The organism is Pseudomonas sp. GW821-FHT01A09, from assembly GCF_058986725.1.
This window is the reverse complement of sequence record NZ_JBYSWB010000022.1, coordinates 50,296-71,383: the sequence shown is the minus strand read 5'-3', so window position 1 is coordinate 71,383 and position 21,088 is coordinate 50,296. Positions and strand designations below refer to the sequence as shown.

17 protein-coding genes are annotated in these 21,088 nt (G+C 63.9%); 12 read left to right on the top strand and 5 right to left on the bottom strand.

Translation table 11 applies throughout. From position 1 onward, the window contains the following. Positions 1 to 7 precede the first annotated feature (7 nt). The 4 genes from AC3WJP_RS21770 to AC3WJP_RS21755 all read right to left on the bottom strand — a co-directional run bounded on the left by AC3WJP_RS21770 (position 8) and on the right by AC3WJP_RS21755 (position 6,546). The gene (locus AC3WJP_RS21770; protein WP_493722933.1) at positions 8 to 4,564 is read right to left on the bottom strand and encodes an NEL-type E3 ubiquitin ligase domain-containing protein; all 4,557 of its coding nucleotides are present in this window, start codon (positions 4,562 to 4,564) and stop codon (positions 8 to 10) included. A 161-nt stretch (positions 4,565 to 4,725) separates the two neighbouring features. Continuing rightward, complete coding sequence (gene lptF / locus AC3WJP_RS21765) at positions 4,726 to 5,508, bottom strand: lipotoxin F family OmpA-related lipoprotein LptF (protein WP_493722934.1); 783 nt, start codon at positions 5,506 to 5,508, stop codon at positions 4,726 to 4,728. Between the two features lie 51 nt (positions 5,509 to 5,559). Beyond that, positions 5,560 to 5,985: a DUF4398 domain-containing protein gene (locus AC3WJP_RS21760; RefSeq protein ID WP_493722935.1), complete on the bottom strand. Its 426-nt coding sequence runs from the start codon at positions 5,983 to 5,985 to the stop codon at positions 5,560 to 5,562. A 231-nt stretch (positions 5,986 to 6,216) separates the two neighbouring features. Then, positions 6,217 to 6,546 carry a pilin assembly protein gene (locus AC3WJP_RS21755; protein ID WP_493722936.1) on the bottom strand — a complete coding sequence of 110 codons (330 nt, stop codon included), beginning with the start codon at positions 6,544 to 6,546 and terminating at the stop codon, positions 6,217 to 6,219. Positions 6,547 to 6,738: 192 nt separating this feature from the next. Here AC3WJP_RS21755 and ppc point away from each other — a divergent pair, with 192 nt between their 5' ends. The 7 genes from ppc (at position 6,739) to AC3WJP_RS21720 (ending at position 14,056) form a co-directional block, all read left to right on the top strand. Further along, positions 6,739 to 9,378, top strand: a complete 2,640-nt coding sequence (ppc, locus tag AC3WJP_RS21750) for a phosphoenolpyruvate carboxylase (RefSeq protein WP_493722937.1) — start codon at positions 6,739 to 6,741, stop codon at positions 9,376 to 9,378. Positions 9,379 to 9,659: 281 nt separating this feature from the next. After that, positions 9,660 to 10,307 carry an adenylate kinase gene (gene adk / locus AC3WJP_RS21745; RefSeq protein ID WP_493722938.1) on the top strand — a complete coding sequence of 216 codons (648 nt, stop codon included), beginning with the start codon at positions 9,660 to 9,662 and terminating at the stop codon, positions 10,305 to 10,307. A gap of 90 nt (positions 10,308 to 10,397) precedes the next feature. After that, the gene (gene tsaB / locus AC3WJP_RS21740) at positions 10,398 to 11,072 is read left to right on the top strand and encodes a tRNA (adenosine(37)-N6)-threonylcarbamoyltransferase complex dimerization subunit type 1 TsaB (RefSeq protein WP_493722939.1); all 675 of its coding nucleotides are present in this window, start codon (positions 10,398 to 10,400) and stop codon (positions 11,070 to 11,072) included. Between the two features lie 271 nt (positions 11,073 to 11,343). Beyond that, positions 11,344 to 11,634, top strand: coding sequence for a hypothetical protein (locus AC3WJP_RS21735; RefSeq protein WP_493722940.1), 291 nt, complete (start codon positions 11,344 to 11,346; stop codon positions 11,632 to 11,634). After that, entirely contained in the window at positions 11,631 to 12,500 is an 870-nt protein-coding gene (locus tag AC3WJP_RS21730) for a DUF72 domain-containing protein (protein ID WP_493722941.1), read from the top strand. Before AC3WJP_RS21735 ends, AC3WJP_RS21730 begins: the two co-directional genes overlap by 4 nt. Before the next feature lie 32 nt (positions 12,501 to 12,532). Next, on the top strand, positions 12,533 to 13,360 hold the full coding sequence (locus tag AC3WJP_RS21725; protein ID WP_493722942.1) for an isocitrate lyase/PEP mutase family protein: 828 nt from the start codon (positions 12,533 to 12,535) through the stop codon (positions 13,358 to 13,360). 6 nt (positions 13,361 to 13,366) lie between these two features. Further along, positions 13,367 to 14,056 carry an extensin-like domain-containing protein gene (locus AC3WJP_RS21720; RefSeq protein ID WP_493722943.1) on the top strand — a complete coding sequence of 230 codons (690 nt, stop codon included), beginning with the start codon at positions 13,367 to 13,369 and terminating at the stop codon, positions 14,054 to 14,056. 748 nt (positions 14,057 to 14,804) lie between these two features. Here AC3WJP_RS21720 and dspII read toward each other — a convergent pair. Further along, the gene (dspII, locus tag AC3WJP_RS21715) at positions 14,805 to 15,923 is read right to left on the bottom strand and encodes an enoyl-CoA hydratase/isomerase DspII (protein WP_493722944.1); all 1,119 of its coding nucleotides are present in this window, start codon (positions 15,921 to 15,923) and stop codon (positions 14,805 to 14,807) included. Between the two features lie 129 nt (positions 15,924 to 16,052). On the opposite strand from dspII, the gene ung reads away from it, so the two are divergent. The 5 genes from ung to AC3WJP_RS21690 all read left to right on the top strand — a co-directional run bounded on the left by ung (position 16,053) and on the right by AC3WJP_RS21690 (position 21,057). Then, the gene (gene ung, locus AC3WJP_RS21710) at positions 16,053 to 16,748 is read left to right on the top strand and encodes a uracil-DNA glycosylase (protein ID WP_493722945.1); all 696 of its coding nucleotides are present in this window, start codon (positions 16,053 to 16,055) and stop codon (positions 16,746 to 16,748) included. Between the two features lie 243 nt (positions 16,749 to 16,991). Further along, complete coding sequence (locus AC3WJP_RS21705; RefSeq protein ID WP_493722946.1) at positions 16,992 to 17,972, top strand: Bug family tripartite tricarboxylate transporter substrate binding protein; 981 nt, start codon at positions 16,992 to 16,994, stop codon at positions 17,970 to 17,972. Between the two features lie 70 nt (positions 17,973 to 18,042). Further along, positions 18,043 to 18,504: a tripartite tricarboxylate transporter TctB family protein gene (locus tag AC3WJP_RS21700; RefSeq protein WP_493722947.1), complete on the top strand. Its 462-nt coding sequence runs from the start codon at positions 18,043 to 18,045 to the stop codon at positions 18,502 to 18,504. A 2-nt stretch (positions 18,505 to 18,506) separates the two neighbouring features. Beyond that, entirely contained in the window at positions 18,507 to 20,021 is a 1,515-nt protein-coding gene (locus AC3WJP_RS21695) for a tripartite tricarboxylate transporter permease (RefSeq protein WP_493722948.1), read from the top strand. After that, on the top strand, positions 20,014 to 21,057 hold the full coding sequence (locus tag AC3WJP_RS21690; protein ID WP_493722949.1) for an AbrB family transcriptional regulator: 1,044 nt from the start codon (positions 20,014 to 20,016) through the stop codon (positions 21,055 to 21,057). Before AC3WJP_RS21695 ends, AC3WJP_RS21690 begins: the two co-directional genes overlap by 8 nt. The last annotated feature ends 31 nt before the right edge of the window (positions 21,058 to 21,088 follow it).

Here is a 21,088-nt window from a genome sequence, read left to right as displayed (position 1 = left end):
CGCCCAATCAAGGGCGCGAGGAAGGCCCGGGTTGCGGTTCCAGCAGCGCGTGAGTCAGGTCCAGGCGCGCCTGGGCCACGCGTCTGGCCAGCGCCTCATAGGCCGCCCGGTACTGGTTGCTGTTAAGGCTGACTACCGGCGGCAACGGATCGAGCCGGCTCAGTTGCCCGCTGCCGATCAGCACCTGACGCAAGTGCTCGCGCTCCACCTCGCTCAACTGCGGCGGTAGCTCGTCATCGCCGCTCGCTGCATCCAGATACTCACCGATGCGGTCGCGCCACTGGTTAATGGCCTCGATCTGTGTGGCATGGGCCGAGTCGAGGAAGCGCTGCCAGTAAGGTTGTTCGAACAGGTAGTGGGGCAGCAGCTCGGCCTGTGGCGCCAGCACCGCCGAGTAGGCGGCGTCGAGCATTTCCGGGGTTACCCAGCGGGTGTAGCTGGTAAACATCTGGCTGGCAGGCTGATCCCGAAGCCCCAGGCGCGTGGCCAGGGCGATGCGGAAATACAGTTCGATCTCGCTGTAGTCGATCTGATGCCCCGCCCGGCGCCAGCCGTCGATGTTGGCGGTGACATGTTCCTTGAGACGGTGCACCCGCCAGTGACTGGTGGCCATGGCGATGAGCTCGCCGGCTGCGTTCGCATCATCGGCCTTGGCCAGCGCCAGATCGGCGTGCAGCAGGTTTTCCATTTGCGAGAACACCACGGCATCGCGGTCCACGCAACTGACCGCCTGTCGAGCCTGCTCCTGCAGTGCCTGGCGCAACTCGGGATTGAAGGCTCCACGAATCAGCGCCTGAATCCGCGCGCGCATGTTCGCCCCGGGCTGTTGCGCGGGTTGCGAGACATCGATGCGCAGCAGCAGGGCGAAGAACTCGGCGATCGACGACTCGCCTGGGTTCAGCAGCAGGGTGGCCTGGGAACGGTCGCCGCTGGACATGCCCTCGAACAGCCCTGGCGCGTCGCGCAGGGCGCGCTGGTCGCGTACCTGCGGACCGTCTTCGCCCGAGGAGCCTTGGGAATCGGAATCGTAGTCGGTGGACCTATCGGAATCGTCGTTGCCTGCGGCGATCATTTCCGCCTCGAAGCGTACGCGTTGCGTTTCCTCCAGGGCCGCACTCGACATGCGCAGCCCGCGGGTCCGCCCAGCGCCCTCAGGCACGCTGGCGATAGCGAGATGGCGCAGGTCGGCGTCGCGGATCAGCGGCAACTGTTCGAGCCCTTGCGGCCATGTATCGATCGCCCCTTGCAGATATGACAGGTCGACCTCCTCGAGAGACCGCAGGCTCGACAGATTCGGCATTTGCCCCAGGGGGTTGCGGGACAGATCGAGGCTGCGCAGTTGCTGCAGGGTGCCGAGGTCGATGACGTCGGCATCGCTGAGCGTGATGGCATTGTCGCTCAGGTTGAGCGTCATCAAGTCCGTCAACCTGCCCAATGCCGCAAACACGCCGGTGCCGAAGGTCGCGTTCGAATTCTGCAGGGTGAGGGTCTGCAGCGAGCCGCTGGCGGTCAGACGGGTCATGTCATGAGCCGTCCACTCCATCTGCGCGCTGTCCATGTCGTTGAGGATCAGCGTCTGCAGGTTTGCCAGCGAGCCTACCCCTGACAGCGCGGACGGTGTCAGCTCGGTGCGAGACAGATTGAGCAAGCGTAGCTGGCGTAAACTCGACAGCGCGTCGGGCAGCTCGGTCAGGGGCATATTGATCAGCTCCAGGCGCTGCAGATTAGGCAAATGCTCCAGCAGCGTCGGCAGGCCTTGAAGCTGCCGGATATCCATGATGCGCAACGACTGGACCGCTGGCAGCATCACGGGCAGGGGCGGGACCTCGCCAATCAAGTGGTTGTCCAGTTGCAGGCTTTGTTCCTGTTGCACGAGCTGGCCTTCCCAGCCGCGAATCAACTGGTGGGCCGCGTGAGTGCGGAGCGCTTGCACGGTAGCGTCGGTGGTGCTGGCGACCCAGGCGCCCAGCGCAATGTCGAGCTGATGGCGCTGCTGTTCCAGTTCGCTGATATGCGCGGTGATCGGCTCGTTGCGGTCCAGCAGGTGGTTGAGGTAACGCTCGGTAGTCATGAAGGGTACGACCATGCGGGTCTGGGTAATCAAGCGTTCCAGACGTCTTGGGGCCGGTTCGCGCAGAAACAGGTCATCTTCGCCCTCCGCCGGGGTACGGCGTAGCGCTTCTGCCGCCGGGGGTGTCAACCAGCTGCGTTGCACCGGCAGGCCGAGCAGCAAGCGAGCTCGGATCGGCCTTGCCAGCGCCATTTCGCGCAGGAGCTGGTAGAGGCGCTCGGGTTCACTGAGGCCCACGCCCAGCAAGGCGCGCTGGCGCGGGGTGAACGCATAGAGCAGCGCACGATAGAAACCGTATTCGGTCATGTCCTGGGCCAGTACCACTTGGGTCGAGGTGTGGGTGCTCCAGCCCTCTTCGTCGTCCAGATACACCGAGGTGGTCTCGACGTCGGTCTCGCCCAGTTCCGCCAATGGCGTGCCGAAGCGATCGCCACGGCGCAGCAGCAGGGCGGTACCGCTCTGCCAGCCGTCGCAGTATTCGAGCAGGCGCACGGCCAGGATCAGGGTGTCTTCATTGATCGAGGCGGGCGCGGTGAAGCCTTCCAGTGCGCGAGTCAGTCGGGCGTCGTGTTCCAGCATCTGAGCTTGCTGGGCGGCGTCCAGTGGCAAGGCCATGCCTTGACTCTCCAGCGCGGCGCGCACCCCATCGCGGCTGAAGTCCAGCATGCGCTGGGCAACGCTGACAGGCATATGCGGGTAGCGCCGATGCAGTTCCAGAACGGCATGATCGGTGTTCAGCTGCGAGAGTTCGAAGCGGTGGGTGACAATGGCCCGGCTAAGCCGCGGGAACCACTGCAGATAGAGGTCCAGGGGCGGCGGGCTACAGGTGTCGTCGCACGGCGGCGGGGTGGTCTCGCCGCTGCGGGTCACGCGCCGCGGCCGGGGTTGCTGGCCGTTGCGCAGGGCCACAGCGGCATAGAAGGCCTGCAGCTGCGGGACCTGGTAGTCCTCGGGCACCGGCATGCCCTTGGCGATCAGCGCCATGATTGCGCTGACGTCATCCTGCAGGCGGGCACGCTGCAGCACATAAAGCAGCAGGTTCGGCACCGGTTGGTCCAGCTGATAGACAAGGCGCAGCTCGGCATTGCTGACGCCACTCACGCGACCCAGCTCCAGCAGGCGTTCGTCGCTGAAGTTCGCGCTCAGCGGCCCGAGGCGACGCAGCAGGGCCACGCGGTCCCAGTGCTGCGGTTGCTCCAGACTGTGGTGCCACGCGCCGGCGGCGTTATGGCGCAATTCCGGCAGGTAGACATTCGAGGCGCCGGGATGAAGCAGGCGCCAATCGCCCTTGCTGGTCTTTTCGACCCGGTAGAACGCTTGATTGATGGCGATGGCCTGATGCTCGCCCACGGTATAGACCCCTTGCTCGTCCGGCTGGCCGGTCGGGCTGTTGGCGCTATCGAGACGGTATTCGCTGAGGTCCGGCAACCAGCGCCGGTAGCTGCCCGCGTCTTGCAGCTTTACCGCTCTGAAGGGCGCGAGCCAATCTGAAGGAGCACGTCCTTCATGCTCTTCGCCGGGGCTGATAGCGGCCCCAGCGCCCAGCAGCAAGTGCTCCTGCAGCAGGTCGCCATACTGGGGATTTGCATCCTCCAGCGCCTTGGCGGAGGAGGTATCGAGCGCAATCAGATAGCGCGCATCGGCGAGCAGCCGGGCGACCATCCGGGCGTGGGCGTAAGTACGCAGGCCCTGCTCCAGTGGCACAGTGGCCATGGGCAGATCGAGCACCGCCTGCCGCCCCGAGCAGCTGGCCTGCAGTCGTTGCCGGTGTGCCAATGGCATGAAGCGGCTGAAGTACTGTTGGAACTCGGCCTCCAGCAGGTCGCGGCGCAGGCCGGTGAAGCAGTGCTTGCGGGTCGGATACTGTTTCAATGGATGCCGGGGATGGCCCGGGACGAAGGCCACGCAGGGGGTGTCGTCGTCATCCGGGCCGAACAGGATGATGTCGCTCAGCACGATGTCGCCGTGCAGTTGCAGTGCCGAACAGACCGCGACCCCGGCGTTGATGTACGGGCCTTGGTCCTTGAATTCCGGCGAGCCGCTGTGGAAGGCACCGATGATCCATTCCATCAGGACCTTGCCTTCCTTGCCCAGGGTGCCTTTGAGCGTCGCCCGGCTGAACTCCTCGCGCAAGGTGGCCAGATAGGCCTCTTGCTGGGTGGTGCGCAGGGCCGAGCTGGCCAGCGCTTGGGTCAGTTCGTCGATGTAGCCGGCGTCTGCCGCTGGTTGCAGAGCGAGGAGCGCCTGCGGCGTGATGGTCGCCGCATCGTTCTGGGTAAGGTCGGCGCGGTGGTGATGATAAAGGCTGGGCAGGGCGGCGAACGCCTGGGTGGCTTCGCGCCGGGCCTCGCGGCCACTGCGCTGGTGGTCCAACAGGCGGCGACGTTCCTGAGGTGCCGCGTTGCGCAGCCAGGTCGGCTCGTCGGAGGATTCGAGGGGGGACACGAGGGTGTCGTATTGGCGGGTCGGCGATGTGCTTTTGCTGTCGGTCATGGCGCTCTCTTCCACTGGGATCGAAGGCGCTATTGATCCACCGACCGAGCAGGGCCGGGCGGTACATGCCTGCTACCGGGTCGAGCAGTGGTGGTGCTAGTGAGCAGGCATAAAAATCCCGCCAGGGCGGCGGGATTCTTTCAACGTTCAGCGGCGCGCTGTCACTGCACCGAAGAGCGTGGGGCAACCGGCTGGTTGTCGTTGGAAATGGTCACTTCCACCCGACGGTTCATGGCGCGGCCCGAGGCGCTGTTGTTGTCAGCGACCGGGTATTCCTTGCCATAGCCCTGGGAGACCACGCGGGATGGATCAACGCCCATCTTCACCAGCGCCAGGCGTACGGAACCGGCGCGACGCTCGGACAGGCTCTGGTTGTAGGAGGCGGCACCGGTGCTGTCGGTGTAACCCTCGACTATCACTTTGCGATCCGGGTTTTCCTGCAGGAACTGAGCAAGCTTGTTGACGTTGACCAGGCCCGTCGACTTCAGGTCAGCCTTGTTGACGTCGAACAGCACGTCGCCGAAGGTCACCAGGGTGCCGCGGTCGGTCTGCTTGGCGTTCAGGCTTTGCTGCAGCTTCTTGATCTGCGCATCGCGGTTGTCCAGTTGCGCCTGGGCACGCTTGGCGGCGGAGTTTTTCAGCTCCTCTTCAGCCGAGCGCAGGGCGATGGTTTCTTTCGCCACTTCTACGCGCTGGTTGGCGAGGTAGGAGATCTGGGTGACTTTCTTCTCGTCATCCTTGTTGCGATAGGCCTGGTCGGCCTTGTCCAGCCATTCCGAGGCGTCCTTGGTTTCCAGGGCGGCGAGGGTGGTGGATTTCGGATTGCTTTGCAGTCCGGAGAAGTTGGTGCGGGCTTGTTCGAGTTGGGCGTTGGGTTGCGTGGAGCAGGCGGCCAGGCCGACGCTCAGGGCCAGCAGGGCAGGGATCATCAATTGCTTGCGCATAGCGGTAGTCCTTTTATCAATTCTCGATGCGATGTCGAATCAGTGCAGCGCTTACTGAGCGGGCTGCTGGAGGTTGTACTGACCTTCCTTGCGGATGTCCTGCACGCCCTGATTGGCATCCTGAACGGCTTTCTGGGCTTTCACGGCCTGGGCCTTGCGCTCGGCGACGCGGGCATCCCACTCGGCCTGTTCGGCGTAAACCTTGGCCTGTTCGTAGTTTTCATCGTGCATGGCCAGCTCGGCCTGCTTGAACTTGTCCTGAGCGGACTTGGTTTCCACGGCGGCGTATTCGGTGCCGCCAGCGCTGACCGCGCTATTGACCGCCGATTGTGCCAGGGCGTATTGCTCGGTCGGCGGGTTGCCGGCGCAACCGGCCAGGATGAGGCTCGAACCCAGCGCCAGGGCAGCCAGCTTGAGCCCGCGCAGTTGAGGAAAAGCAGTGAGGGCAGGACGGGTCTTCATAATTTTCAACTCCATTGGAAAACTCCCAAAACAACGAATATCCATGACAGCGGCGGGCTTGCTGCGCCTGTTGTGGGCGTCATGCCAAGATGCCTTTTTCTGTAATGGCTAAACTTTGGGACTCAAGGGATTTTTGAATAGTTCAGAAAAATTCCCGATCGGAAGTTTTTCTGGCGCTGATTGGCTGACGCAAATCGACAGCGGCGAGCAGGCTTGGCTGCTCGCCTCAGATGCAGTCCAGACGGGTCAGTCCGGGGAAGTGAGATCCTGCAGGCGCTGACGTGACAGCGCGAGAAATCGCGGCGTGGCGCCCACATCTTCGTACATCGGATCGCCTTCCTCGTCGGTGGCGATCACCTTGGTGCCCTTGACGTACGGGAAGCTGGCTTCCAGCTCCTCCAAGGCTGCACCGATCAACTCGCCGAGCAGCTCTTCCGGATGGTGCTTGGGGTACATCTCGGTCAGCGCGGCCAGGCGGGCGGCCGACTCGACGTCCAGATGAATGTTGTAGCCGGTGTCGGTCAGGCGGCCTTTGGCACTTGCTTCCCAGTGTTGCGCGAGCTCGCGAATCTTCATATGGACCTCATCAGGCGGCGGGTTCCCCATCCGGTTCGATGCACTATTGTAAGAATGCATGACGATGGGCACTCTAGGGTTTAGAGCGGCGCGCGGCCTGATTGTTCACCGTCCGCCAGCGCGCGGCCTGCTCTTTAGCCGTGAATCAGTTCCTGTAGCCCCGACAACAATGCCAAGACACGGAGAGTACGGATGACCGATATCGATGCGCGCTTGCGCGAGGACGTGCACCTGCTCGGCGAACTGCTGGGCAATACCGTACGCGAGCAATATGGCGACGAGTTTCTGCAGAAGATCGAGCGCATACGCCACGGCGCCAAGGCCGATCGCCGGGCGACCGGTGACGATGGCGCCGAGCAGTTGAGCTCCAGCCTCAAGGACCTCGGCGAGGAGGAACTGCTGCCCGTGGCGCGCGCGTTCAACCAGTTCCTTAACCTGGCAAACATTGCCGAGCAGTATCAGCTTATCCATCGCCGGGACGCCGATCAGCCGGCGCCCTTCGAATCGCGGGTACTGCCGGAATTGCTCGAACGCCTCAAGGCCAGTGGCCATAGCGCCGATTCTCTCGCCCGACAGCTGGGCAAGCTGGAAATCGAGCTGGTACTTACCGCCCATCCCACCGAAGTGGCACGCCGCACGCTGATCCAGAAGTACGACGCCATCGCCGCGCAACTGGCGGCCCAGGATCACCGTGACCTGATTCCGGCCGAGCGCGAGCTGATCAAGCAGCGCCTGCAACGCCTGATCGCCGAGGCCTGGCACACCGAAGAAATCCGCCGCACCCGGCCCACCCCCGTGGATGAGGCCAAATGGGGCTTTGCGGTGATCGAACATTCGCTCTGGCACGCCATTCCCAGCTACTTGCGCAAAGCCGACCACGATCTGCATGCCGCCACGGGCCTGCGCTTGCCGCTGGAGGCGGCGCCGGTGCGCTTTGCTTCGTGGATGGGCGGCGACCGCGATGGCAACCCCAACGTTACGGCGGCGGTGACCCGCGAAGTCTTGCTGCTGGCGCGCTGGATGGCTGCCGATCTGTTTTTGCGCGACGTCGACCAACTGGCCGCCGAGCTGTCAATGCAGCAGGCCAGCCCGGCGTTGCGCGCGGCGGTCGGCGAAACCGCCGAGCCCTACCGGGCCGTGCTCAAGCAGCTGCGTGAGCGCCTGCGGGCTACGCGCAACTGGGCCCACGCTTCGCTGGTGCAGACCCAGCCGGCGAGTGATGAGGTGCTGGACAACAATCGCCAACTGCTCGAACCGCTGCAATTATGTTTCCAGTCGTTGCATGACTGCGGCATGGGCGTGATCGCCGATGGCCCGCTGCTCGACTGTCTGCGCCGGGCGGTGACCTTCGGGCTGTTCCTGGTGCGTCTGGATGTGCGTCAGGACTCCTCTCGGCATACCGCCGCCATGAGCGAAATCACCGATTACCTGGGGCTCGGTCGCTATGCCGAATGGGACGAAGCGGCCCGTGTCGCGTTTTTGCTGCGTGAGCTGGCCAGTCGGCGACCGTTGTTGCCGGGGCACTTCAAGCCCAGCGCGGAAACCGCCGAAGTTCTTGCCACCTGTCGTGAAGTGGCGGCGGCGCCTGCGGCTTCGCTGGGCTCCTATGTGATCTCCATGGCCGGCGCGGCCTCCGACGTGCTGGCCGTGCAACTGTTGCTCAAGGAAGCCGGGATATTGCGGCCCATGCGCGTGGTGCCGTTGTTCGAAACCCTCGCTGATCTGGATAACGCCGGCCCGGTGATCGAGCGACTGCTGCTCTTGCCCGGCTACCGCAGCCGCCTGCATGGCCCGCAGGAAGTGATGATCGGCTATTCCGATTCGGCCAAGGATGCCGGCACCACGGCGGCGGCCTGGGCTCAGTACCGGGCGCAGGAAAAACTCGTGCAGATCTGTCAGGAGCAACAGGTCGAGCTGCTGTTGTTTCACGGACGCGGTGGCACGGTGGGGCGCGGTGGAGGGCCGGCGCACGCTGCCATCCTCTCGCAACCACCGGGGTCGGTGTCCGGGCGTTTCCGCACCACCGAGCAGGGGGAAATGATTCGTTTCAAATTTGGTCTGCCGGCCATCGCCGAGCAAAACCTCAATCTCTACCTGGCAGCGGTGCTGGAGGCGACCCTGTTGCCGCCGCCGATGCCGGAGCCGGCCTGGCGCACGGTGATGGACCAGATGGCGGCCGACGGGGTCAAGGCTTACCGCGCTGTGGTGCGCGAGAACCCGCAATTCGTCGAGTACTTCCGCCAGTCGACCCCGGAGCAGGAACTCGGGCGCCTGCCGCTGGGCAGCCGTCCGGCCAAGCGGCGCCAGGGCGGTATCGAAAGCCTGCGGGCCATCCCGTGGATTTTCGGCTGGACCCAGACGCGCCTGATGCTGCCCGCCTGGCTGGGCTGGGAGGCCGCGCTGGAGAACGCGTTGGCCCGGGGCGAGGGCGAACGCCTGGCGCAGATGCGCGAGCAGTGGCCGTTCTTCCGCACCCGCATCGACATGCTCGAAATGGTCCTGGCCAAGGCCGACATGGACATTGCCCGGCTCTACGACGAGCGACTGGTGAGTGCCGAGCTGCAACCGCTGGGTGCGCAGTTGCGCGACCTATTGTCGCAGTGCTGCGCCGTGGTGCTGGGCCTGACCGGGCAGTCCGAGCTGCTCGCCCACAGCCCTGAAACCCTTGAATTCATCAGCCTGCGCAACACCTACCTGGACCCGCTGCACCAGTTGCAGGCCGAGCTCCTGGCCCGCTCCCGCGAGCGCGAGGCGGCCCTCGACAGCCCTCTGGAACAGGCGCTGCTGGTCACCGTGGCGGGCATCGCCGCAGGCTTGCGCAACACCGGTTGAGGACCGCGGCGCTGGGGTCGGTGGGAAAGGGGAGCGTCAGCGTCGAGGATCGACGCTGCGGCCACTGATTCGGCGGGCGGTGCACCCACGGGTTGCACCTTTTGCCGGGGGCGGGTGCCTGCGACTTTCGGTGGCTTGTGTGGGCTCTGCACGCTGTGTATCTTGATCAGCCTTTTGGCCCTTTTTGTGGCCATGACCGATTTTTGGATAACCCTCAGGCAGTTAGCGTTGTTGGGGGCAAGTTTGACGGTTTTCATATAAAAATTTTGAGGAGCATATCAATGCGCGTGATTCTGCTGGGAGCTCCCGGGGCCGGCAAAGGTACTCAGGCAAAGTTCATCACCGAGAAATTCGGTATTCCCCAGATCTCCACCGGCGACATGCTGCGCGCAGCCGTCAAGGCCGGCACCGAGTTGGGCATCAAGGCCAAGAGCGTGATGGACAGCGGTGGCCTGGTCTCCGACGACCTGATCATCGCACTGGTCCAGGAGCGTATCGCTCAGGCTGACTGCGCCAAGGGCTTCCTGTTCGACGGTTTTCCGCGCACCATTCCTCAGGCCGATGCCTTGGTCAATGCGGGCGTGACCCTGGATTACGTGGTCGAGATCGCCGTCGACGACGAGGCGATCGTTCAGCGTATCGCCGGTCGTCGAGTGCACGAGGCGTCGGGCCGTGTCTATCACGTGGTCTACAACCCGCCGAAGGTCGACGGCAAGGACGACGCCACTGGCGACGAACTGGTCCAGCGCAAGGACGATACCGAAGAGACCGTGCGTCACCGGCTGTCGGTCTACCATTCGCAGACCGAGCCGTTGATCAAGTTCTACCAGGACCTGTCCGCCGAGAAGGGCAAGCCCAAGTTCACCCACATCGAAGGTGTGGGCTCGGTCGACGACATCACCGCCAAGGTGCTGGCCGCGCTGAGCTGATTGCACGGTTGTATCGACAACGGCCCGCTTGCGGGCCGTTTCGCGTTTATAATGCCGCTCCTTTTTTCTCGCCCTGTATAGAGATTGCCGATGACCACCTTGTTGGCCCTGGATACCGCCACCGAAGCCTGTTCCGTCGCCGTGTTGCATGACGGCAAGGTGCTGAGCCACTACGAAGTGATCCCGCGCCTGCATGCCCAGAAGCTGCTGCCGATGATCAAACAGATCATGGCCGATGTCGGCGCGCCGCTGTCGGCCATCGACGCCATCGCCTTCGGTCGCGGGCCCGGGGCCTTTACCGGGGTGCGCATCGCTATCGGCGTGGTTCAGGGCCTGGCGTTCGGGCTTGATCGTCCGGTGCTGCCGGTGTCCAACCTGGCCGTGCTGGCCCAGGGCGCCTATCGGCAGCAAGGCGCTGCCCAGGTTGCCGCCGCTATCGATGCGCGCATGGATGAGGTGTATTGGGGGTGCTACGCGGCAGTCGAGGGCGAGATGCGTTTGCGCGGCGACGAAGCGGTGCTGGCGCCCGAGCGGGTGGCATTGCCTGATGCGGCTGGCGGCCAGTGGTTCGGCGCGGGGACTGGCTGGGGCTATGCCGAGCGCCTGGCGGTCAAGCCGGACGCGTTCGATGCCAGTGCCTTGCCCCATGCGCAGGATTTGCTGACGCTGGCGCGCTTCGCCTGGGCACGCGGTGAGGCGGTGCCGGCGGATCTCGCTCAGCCTGTATATCTGCGTGACAAGGTGGCGACCCCTAAAGCGCGCTGAATCTGTTGGGATTTGGGCGACCCCTTCGCGGGCAAGCCTTGCTCCCACAGGTGTGCGCCTGTGGAAGCCAGGTATGTTCGCGAAGGACGCAGTTTCTATATCGCAAAAAGCGCAATCCTTGGCTGATTCAGGTATTTCATCGGCTCGATGTGACTTCTGGCAAACCATTTGCGATAACTGTGGTCTAGTTATCACCTGGACGATTGCACCGCTGTTGGGGTGCCGTTAAATTGCCAGCATTGTAGTCAAGTATCTGCACTGAGTCCGACCTATGCGCGTAGATGGCCTTTCCTCTCGTTCGTACCCTGTGAAGCGCAAGCCTCGCAAGGCGATCGCGCGCGTCGACGATAACGACGAAGGGATCGAAGGCGAAGCAGAGTTCATCGCTCAGGAAGCGCCTCGCAGCCGCAGCGCCAGCAGTACGCTGCCGGCACGCCAGCAAGACATGATCTTCCCGCGTTCCATGAGTACCCGCGTGGCACACGCCTTGACCAGCTACCTGACCACCTCGAGCTTCGTCGAGTGGGACATGGAAGTTCTGGGGCTCGACGTTCACATTTGAGCCTGCCGCCGCTTCCCTACTTTATCGGTTGCCCCTCCTGGAGTGAAAACGCCTGGCGCGACTACCTGTACCCGCCGGATGCCAAGGCCAGCGACTACCTGGGGCTGTATGCCCAGGTGTTCAACGCGGTCGAAGGCAACACCACCTTTTATGCCCGCCCCGCTGAATCCACCGTGGCCCGATGGGCGCAGTGCATGCCCAGGCATTTTCGCTTTACCGCCAAGTTTCCCCGGGATATCAGCCACGGCGGCGACTTGCGTGAGCAGGTGGTTGCTGCCGAGACCTTTGTGCAATTGCTCCGGCCACTGGGCGAGCGGGTAGCGCCCCTGTGGTTGCAGTTGCCGGCGACCTTTGGCCCTGATCAGCTCGGCGCCCTGGCGATGTTCCTCGATGAACTGCAACGGCCTGTGGCCGTCGAGGTGCGCCACCCGGCGTTCTTCGCCAAAGGTGATGAAGAGCGCTTGCTCAACCATCTGCTGGCCGACCGTGGCGTGGAGCGTATCTGCCTGGATCCGCGAGCCTTGTTCAGCTGTGAATCCCGCGACCCTGCGGTGCTCGATGCGCAATCGAAAAAGCCCCGCGTGCCGCCGCGCCCTGCGGCCTTCAGCCAGCACCCGCAGGTGCGCTTCATCGGTCACCCGCAACTTGAAGCCAACGAACGCTTCCTTACGCCTTGGGTAGAGAAGATCGCCGCGTGGATCGAAGAAGGGCGCGCGCCCTATATCTTTCTGCACACCTCGGACAATCTGCTGGCACCGGCATTGGCCCAGCGTTTTCACTCACGCCTGATGGAACGTTTGCCGGGCTTGCCGGCCTTATCTGTTATAGACAGAGCGCCGCCGGTCGAGCAGCTGGGGCTACTCTGATTTCGTTGTTTCCCGCCGCTGGAGTCACCATCATGGACGTTCGAACATTGAGGGCAGAAGCTTTCAAAGCGCTGCATGCGCGCGAGGGCGCCTTTGTGATTCCCAATCCCTGGGACGCCGGTTCAGCCAAGCTGCTGGCCAGTCTCGGCTTCGAAGCGCTGGCCACCACCAGCGCCGGTCTGGCGTACTCCAAGGGCCGTCCGGATGGCGAGGGGCGTTTGTCCCGGGAAGATACCTTGCTCAACGCCCTGTCGATCGTCGATGCCACCGCCTTGCCGGTGGCTGCCGACCTTGAGAACGGCTTCAGCGACGACCCCGAGGGCTGCGCCCGGATCATCACCGATGCGGCCGACGTCGGACTGGTTGGCGGCTCCATCGAGGATGCCACTGGGCGCGCCCAGGAGCCGATCTACTCCATGGGGTTGGCCGTCGAGCGCATCTCGGCGGCCGCAGCGGCGGCGCGCGCGTTGCCCTACGCCTTCACCCTGACCGCTCGGGCGGAGAACTTTCTGCACGGCCGTCAGCAACTGGACGACACCATCCGCCGCTTGCAGGCGTATGCCGAGGCGGGTGCTGATGTGCTGTATGCGCCGGGCCTGCGCACTCGCGAGCAGATCGTCGCGGTGGTCCAGGCGCTGGCGCCCAAGCCGGTCAACGTGCTGATGGGGCTGGGCGGTGTCGATTTCAGCGTGGCGCAGCTGGCGGACATGGGCGTCAAGCGTATCAGCGTCGGCTCCTCGCTGGCGCGCTGCGCTTACGGCGCTTTGTACAATGCCGCGCTGGAAATTCGCGAAGGGACTTTCAGCTATGCCGAGCAAGCGATGCCCTTCGATCAGCTCAACGGGCTGTTCAATCGCTGACGCATCGTGAAGGCGCTGCTGGTGGTGCTGCTGCTGGCCGCAGGCGCGGTGCTAACGTATTGGCGCGGTTGGGTCCAGCTGCCGCCGGCCTGGGACCCTTGGGCGCCGTTGGATGTCCGCGAAGCTCCGAACTGGCTCACCGGCTACAAACTCTCGAGGCTGCAGGGTGATCCGGCGCTGTGCGATCAGGCGCTGGCCACTTCGGGCTTGCGTTACGTCCGCCAGGCCGATTCCCCGACCACCGCCAAGTGCCCCTTGCAGAACGTGATCCGCGTGCGGGGAGGGGACGTGGCGCTGAGCAGCAGTTTCGTCGCCACTTGCCCGCTGGCGGTGGCACTAGCGCTGTTCGAGCGCCATCAGTTGCAGCCCGCAGCGCAGCGGATTTTCGCGCAGCCCGTCACCCAGATCGACCACTTGGGCAGCTATGCCTGCCGTAACGTCTACAGCCGCAGCAGCGGCCGCTTGAGCCAGCATGCCAGCGCCAATGCCTTGGATGTCGCGGGTTTTCGCCTGGCGGACGGTCGCCGGATAACGGTGCTGGCCGATTGGAATGGGGGAGGGGACAAGGCCTTGTTTTTGCGTCGAGTGAGCAGCGGCGCCTGTCGCAGCTTCAATACGGTGCTGGGGCCGGAATACAACGCCGCGCATCGCAATCACTTGCATCTCGACATGGGACGCTGGTCCGTTTGTCGCTGATTTTCAAGCGTTTGTGCTCGTCGCGAGGAAGTGTCAGGATTGTGTAATGTTTGTATCAAGCCGTTGCCTGAACCGCACTCGACACCCTTTTTTGTGTCAGATGGTGTGACGATCACCGCCAGGTGATGGTTGCCGACCAGCGTCGCTGGTCCGTGCTATTCAGCGGTCCAGGAGGCCGCCCATGTATCGACGAATGCTTTTGCTTGTAGTGCTGAGTGTGTTGACCAGTGCATGCGTACCCTATGAAGGAGGCAGCTACTACCAGACCGACGTATACAGCTCCAACCGCGCTTATTACGGCCCGGAATATTCCACCGGGTATTACTACAGCCGCCCTGCGCCGCGTTATTACGTGGTGCCCCAGCCGCGCTACTACGTACCCCCTCCCCACTACCGTCCCCCGCCCCCAGGTTGGGGCGGCAGGCCGGGACCCGGCCCGGGATGGGGTGGCGGTCACGGTCCTGGCCCCGGTGCGGGTTGGGGCGGTGGTCACGGTCCCGGCCCTGGTCCCGGTTGGGGCGGTGGGCCACGCCCGGGCGGCGGCGATCATCGCCCGCCTCCCGGCAATGGTGGCGGTCACGGCAACGACCATCGCGGGGGCGGCGGGCATGACCGCGGCGGTAACGGGCCTGGCCGCCGATAAGCCGCACGCTGCTTCATGTAGCGAGGGGGCTTGCCCCCGACAAGCTGGGCTGGCACAAATGTCAGGGGGCTGCATTTTTCGGGGGCAAGCCCCCTCGCTACGGGTTCAGCCACTTATCTCGGCCAGGTCCGCCAGCGGATGGCGGCCTTCCCAGACCTTGCTGAAGTGCGCATCCACCACCGCCTGGGGGATTGCGGCTGCGTCCGGCCAATGCCAGCGCGGAGCTTTATCCTTGTCGATCAGCTGCGCGCGCACGCCCTCGCTGAACTCCGGATGACGGCAGCAGTTCAGGCTCAGGGTGTATTCCATGCGCAATACCTGCGCCAATGACATGAAGCGCCCACGCTGGAATTGTTGCCAGATCAGGTGCACGGTAAGCGGGCACCCTTCAGCCATGGTCTTCGCCGCACGGGCGATCAGCGGGTCGCTGTCATCGCGCAATTGGCAAACGGCGCGCCACGCGCCCACCGGGTCGACCACATCCAGCGCCTGATCGATACGCTCGCGCCGAGCCAGCCACTGCCCGGCAGGGAGAGTCGCGGCGGCTTCGGTCTGCAATGCCTTGAGCAGGCTGTTGAGTTGGATGCCGGATTGTTCCTGCCAGTTGAGCTGCAACAGACCATCGATCAGCGCGTCGATCTGATCTTCACCGAAAAACCGATCGGCCAGACCCAGATCAAGGGCGTCACGGGCATTGATCTGGGCGCCGGTCATGGCCAGGAACAAGCCGAGCTTGCCCGGCAACCGCGACAGGAACCAGGTGGCGCCGACATCCGGGTACAAGCCGATGGTCACTTCCGGCATCGCCAGGCGGCTGCTGGGGGTGACGATGCGTATGTTGCTGCCTTGCAGTAACCCCATGCCGCCGCCTAGCACATAGCCATGGCCCCAGCACAGCAACGGCTTGGGATAGGTGTGCAGTTGGTAATTCAGTGCGTATTCGGCGCTAAAGAACTGCGCCGCCAGCGTTGGCACTTCCCCGGGATGGGAGCGGCAGGCCTCGACCAGGCTGCGCACTTCGCCGCCGGCGCAGAAGGCCTTGGCGCCGTTGCCGCGCAGCAGCACGCAGTCGATATTGGTGTCATCGGCCCAGTCCTTGAGGCGGGCAGCCAAGGCCTGGATCATCGGCAGCGACAGGGCGTTGAGGGACTTTTCCGCATCCAGGGTAGCGACGCCGATGCGGGTGCCGTCGACGCCCGTCAATTCTTCGAAGTGCAAGTTCATCGTGACCTCTCTTGTGGGGCAGCACCTGATTATGGCTCTTGTGGTGCGACCTGCCGACTATCGCTCAGATCGATTGACAATGGTGATGGTCTTTCCTAGTGTCCGCCCACAGTTTTTTCGGGTGAGCCCATGACGACCAACGATGACCGCATCAAACTCGAGCCCAGTTGGAAGCACGCGCTGCGTGCAGAGTTCGATCAGCCCTACATGGCCCAACTGCGTGAGTTTTTGCGTGCAGAGCATGCTGCGGGCAAGGAGATCTATCCGCCGGGGCCTTTGATCTTCAATGCGCTGAACCTGACCCCGCTGGATCAGGTCAAGGTAGTGATTCTCGGCCAGGACCCGTATCACGGCCCGGGCCAGGCCCATGGCTTGTGTTTTTCGGTGCAGCCGGGCATTCCCGCGCCGCCGTCGCTGCTCAATATCTATAAAGAGCTCAAGCGCGACCTCAACATCGATATTCCCAGCCACGGCTGCCTGCAGCACTGGGCCGAGCAGGGCGTGCTGCTGCTCAACACGACGCTGACGGTGGAGCGCGCCAATGCCGCGTCCCATGCCAATCGTGGCTGGCAGCACTTTACCGATCGGATCATTCAGGTGGTCAGCGAGCAGCAGCCCAACTCGGTATTTCTGCTGTGGGGCGCTCACGCCCAGAGCAAGGCCAAGTTGATCGATGGCACCAAGCATCTGGTGCTCAAATCCGTGCATCCGTCGCCACTGTCCGCCTATCGCGGGTTTATCGGCAATGGCCATTTCAGCCGGACCAACAAGTTTCTCGAGCAGCATGGGCTGGCGCCGATCGACTGGCGGCTGGCGGCGGTTTGATCGACCTGGCGCACCTCGGCCTGTAGCGAGGGGGCTTGCCCCCGATGGCGATTGCACAGGCACAACGATGTGGCTGGAAAATCTTTCGGGGGCAAGCCCCCTCGCTACAGGTCAATGCGCCGTACAGGCTGAAAGGTTGCTGAAAGGTTGGCGAATTAGCATCCCTTCACGGCGGGTACCGACCCGCCCGAATACGATTCGCCATGATGCGACTCGATAACAAGAACAATAAGGAGACTCCCCATGAACCTGTCCCTGCGCCCGCTCGCCCTGGCTGCCGGTTGTCTGATGTTGTCCGGCTCGCTGTTCGCCGCCGAACCCAAACGCCCCGAATGCATCGCCCCGGCTTCCCCGGGTGGCGGTTTCGACCTGACCTGCAAGCTGGTCCAGAGCGCCATGGTCAACGAAAAGATCCTCACCAGCCCGATGCGCGTCACCTACATGCCGGGCGGTGTCGGCGCGGTGGCCTACAACGCGGTGGTCGCCCAGCGGCCAGCCGATGCCGGCACGCTGATCGCCTGGTCCAGCGGTTCGCTGCTCAACCTGGCGCAGGGCAAGTTCGGTCGTTTCGATGAAAACGCCGTACGCTGGCTGGCAGCGGTGGGTACCAGCTACGGCGCCATCGCAGTCAAGAGCGACTCGCCCTACAAGACCCTCGATGACCTGGTCAAAGCCCTTAAGGCCGATCCCAGCAAAGTGGTGATCGGCTCCGGTGGTACCGTTGGCAGTCAGGACTGGATGCAGACCGCGCTGATCGCCAAGGCGGCGGGCATCAACCCGCGCGACCTGCGCTATGTGGCGCTCGAGGGCGGCGGCGAAATCGCCACGGCCTTGCTCGGCGGCCACATCCAGGTCGGCAGCACCGATATCTCCGACTCGATGCCGCATATCCAGAGCGGCGACATGCGCCTGCTGGCGGTGTTCTCCGACAAGCGCCTGGACGAGCCGGAAATGAAAGACATCCCCACCGCCCGCGAGCAGGGCTACGACATCGTCTGGCCGGTGGTGCGCGGCTTCTACGTCGGCCCCAAGGTCACCGACGAGCAGTACGCCTGGTGGAAAGAGGCCTTCGACAAGCTGCTGGTGTCCGAAGACTTCGCCAAACTGCGCGACCAGCGCGAACTCTTCCCCTTCGCCATGACCGGCGCCGAGCTGGACACCTACGTGAAGAAACAGGTGGCCGACTACAAGGTGCTGGCCAAGGAATTCGGCCTGATTCAATGACCCGACGCTGAGCGCCTCGGCGCTCGGAGCCTTTCCTTGCGCCGTCGGTCGGCGCTGCGGAGGATTGCCCATGCTCGTCTTTCAACGCCTGTTCGCCTTGGCGATGCTGCTGGTGTGCCTGGTTCTGGCCATCATGGCCTGGCCCTACCAGGCCGCCTTTTCCTACGAACCGGTCGGCCCTCGCGCCTACCCGCTGCTGATGCTGGCGCTGCTCGGGGTGTCGTTCCTGTACATGCTCATCCGGCCCACGGCCATCGTCCACAGCGAGGACGAACCACAACTGGATCGTCCGACGCTGAACAAGATCGTCATCTGCACACTGTTGCTGTTGGTCTTTGCCGGCCTGTTCGAACCGCTGGGGTTCGTCCTCAGCGCCATTCTCATAGGCATTCCCATGGCCCGTCTGTATGGCGGCCGCTGGCTGCCCAGCGTGGTGATCATCACGCTGATGAGCATCGGCCTGTACTGGCTGTTCGATCGGGTAATGGATGTACCGCTGCCCCTGGGCTTGCTTGATTTTCTGGAGATCTGACCATGGATACGCTGGGTTATCTGGGGCAAGGCTTCGGCGTTGCTTTGAGTCCTTACAACCTGGTCACGGCGCTGTCCGGCACCTTGATCGGTACCGTGGTCGGTCTGCTGCCGGGGCTGGGCCCGATCAATGGCGTGGCGCTGCTGATTCCGATCGCCTTCGCTCTCGGCCTGCCGCCGGAGTCGGCGCTGATCCTGCTGGCTGCGGTGTACCTGGGCTGTGAATATGGCGGGCGGATCAGTTCGATCCTGCTCAACATCCCCGGTGAAGCCTCGACCGTCATGACCACCCTCGATGGCTACCCCATGGCCCGTCAGGGCCTGGCCGGAGTGGCGTTGTCGTTGTCGGCCTGGAGTTCGTTCATCGGTGCCTTCATCGCCACCTGCGGCATGGTGCTGTTTGCGCCGTTGCTGGCCAAGTGGGCGATCGCCTTCGGCCCGGCCGAGTACTTCGTGCTGATGGTGTTCGCCATCGTCTGCCTGGGCGGCATGGCCGGCAACCGGCCGCTGAAGACCTTTATCGCCGCGCTGATCGGGCTGTTTCTGTCCAGCGTCGGCATCGATGCCAACAGCGGCGTGTACCGCTTCACCGGCGACAACGTGCACCTGGCCGATGGCATCCAGTTCGTGGTGCTGGTGCTGGGGCTGTTCTCGGTCAGCGAGATTTTCCTGCTGCTGGAAAAGACCCACCGCGGCCAGGAAGCGATCAAGGCCACCGGGCGCATGATGTTCAACTTCAAGGAAGCCGCTTCGGTGTTCACCGTCAACCTCCGTTGCGGTCTGCTGGGCTTCATCATGGGCGTGCTGCCGGGTGCCGGCGCGACCCTGGCCAGCGCCGTGGCCTACATGACCGAGAAACGCATCGCCGGTGCTGGCGGCCACTTCGGCCAGGGCGACAAACGTGGCCTGGCGGCGCCGGAAACCGCCATCGGCGCGTCGGCCTGTGGTGCGCTGGTGCCGATGCTGACCCTCGGGGTGCCGGGTTCGGGGACTACGGCGGTGATGATCGGCGCGCTGTCGCTCTATAACATCACGCCGGGGCCATTGTTGTTCCAGCAGCAGCCGGATATCGTCTGGGGCCTGATCGCCTCGTTGTTCATCGCCAATATCATGCTGGTCATCCTCAATATCCCGATGATTCGTATCTTTACCCGCATCCTCGCCGTGCCGAACTGGGCACTGGTTCCGGTGATCGCCATCATCACCGGTATCGGTGTGTACGCGGTGCATGCCACCACCTTCGATCTGTTCCTGATGGTGGGCATCGGCATCTTCGGTTACCTGCTGCGCAAGCTGGATTTCCCGCTGTCGCCGTTGCTGTTGGGGTTCATCCTCGGCGGACTGATGGAGCAGAACCTGCGCCGGGCGCTGTCGATTTCCAATGGCGAGCTGCAGATTCTGTGGTCGAGTCCGATCACGTTCGGGGTCTGGGTGCTGACCGCCTTCATGCTGCTGATGCCGCTGTTGCGCATCTGGCGTAAACGCAGCGTGGCGCGCCGTGCGGTGGCGGATGTCTGAAGTCCCTCGTTTGCCATGGTGGAGTACGCCGCTGGCCGGCCTGGCCGGCGGTTTCGTGGCCAGCCTGATCGGCTGGCCGCTGCCCTGGATGATCGGCTCGTTGCTGGCGATCATCCTGGTGCGCTGCGCGACGCCCTGGCAGTTGCGCGAGATCCCCGGCGGCCGCAAGTTCGGCCAATGGGTGATAGGCGTGGGCATCGGTCTGCATTTCACCCCGCATGTGCTGGAGCAGGTGGCCAGCCATTTCGGTCTGATCTTTTTCGGTGCCTTGCTCACCAGTGTGTCTTCGGTGGTGGGCGTGTGGTTGTTGCGCCGCACCGGTGAGCAGCGCGCGACGGCGTTTTTCTCCAGCATGCCGGGTGGTTCGGGAGAGATGGTCAACCTCGGTGCGCGCAACGGTGCCGACCTCAGCCAAGTGGCGGCGGGGCAGAGCCTGCGGGTGCTGGTGGTGGTGCTGTGCGTGCCGGCGCTGTTCAAGTACCTGCTGGGCGAAGGCGCACCGCTTGGCCACGCCACGGTGGTGGATTGGCGCTGGCTGGCGGTGATCTTCCCGCTGGGGGCGTTGCTGGGCTGGGGCTGGCAACGGCTCAAACAGCCCAATCCGTGGTTGTTCGGGCCGTTGCTGCTCAGCGCGGTGGTGAGTGTCAGCTTCGATCTGCACATCAGCCTGCCCAATGGCGCCAGCCAGATGGGCCAGTGGTTGATCGGCAGTGGCCTGGGCTGTCATTTCAACCGTTCGTTCTTCCGCCGCGCGCCGTCGTTTCTCGGGCGTACCTTGCTGGGCACGGCCCTGACCATGCTGATCGCGGCGGCCTGTGCCTGGTGCTTGAGCGTGTTCACCCATCTGGATCTGCGTTCCTTGACCCTGGGGATGATGCCGGGCGGAATTGCCGAGATGAGCCTGACAGCGGAGACCCTGCAACTGTCGGTGCCCCTGGTGACGGCGATGCAGGTGATGCGGCTGCTGTTCGTGTTGTTTCTGGCTGAGCCGTTGTTTCGCTACTGGGCCCGGCACGACACTGCCGACAACCCGTAGCGAGGGGGCTTGCCGCCGATAGGCCCGGCCT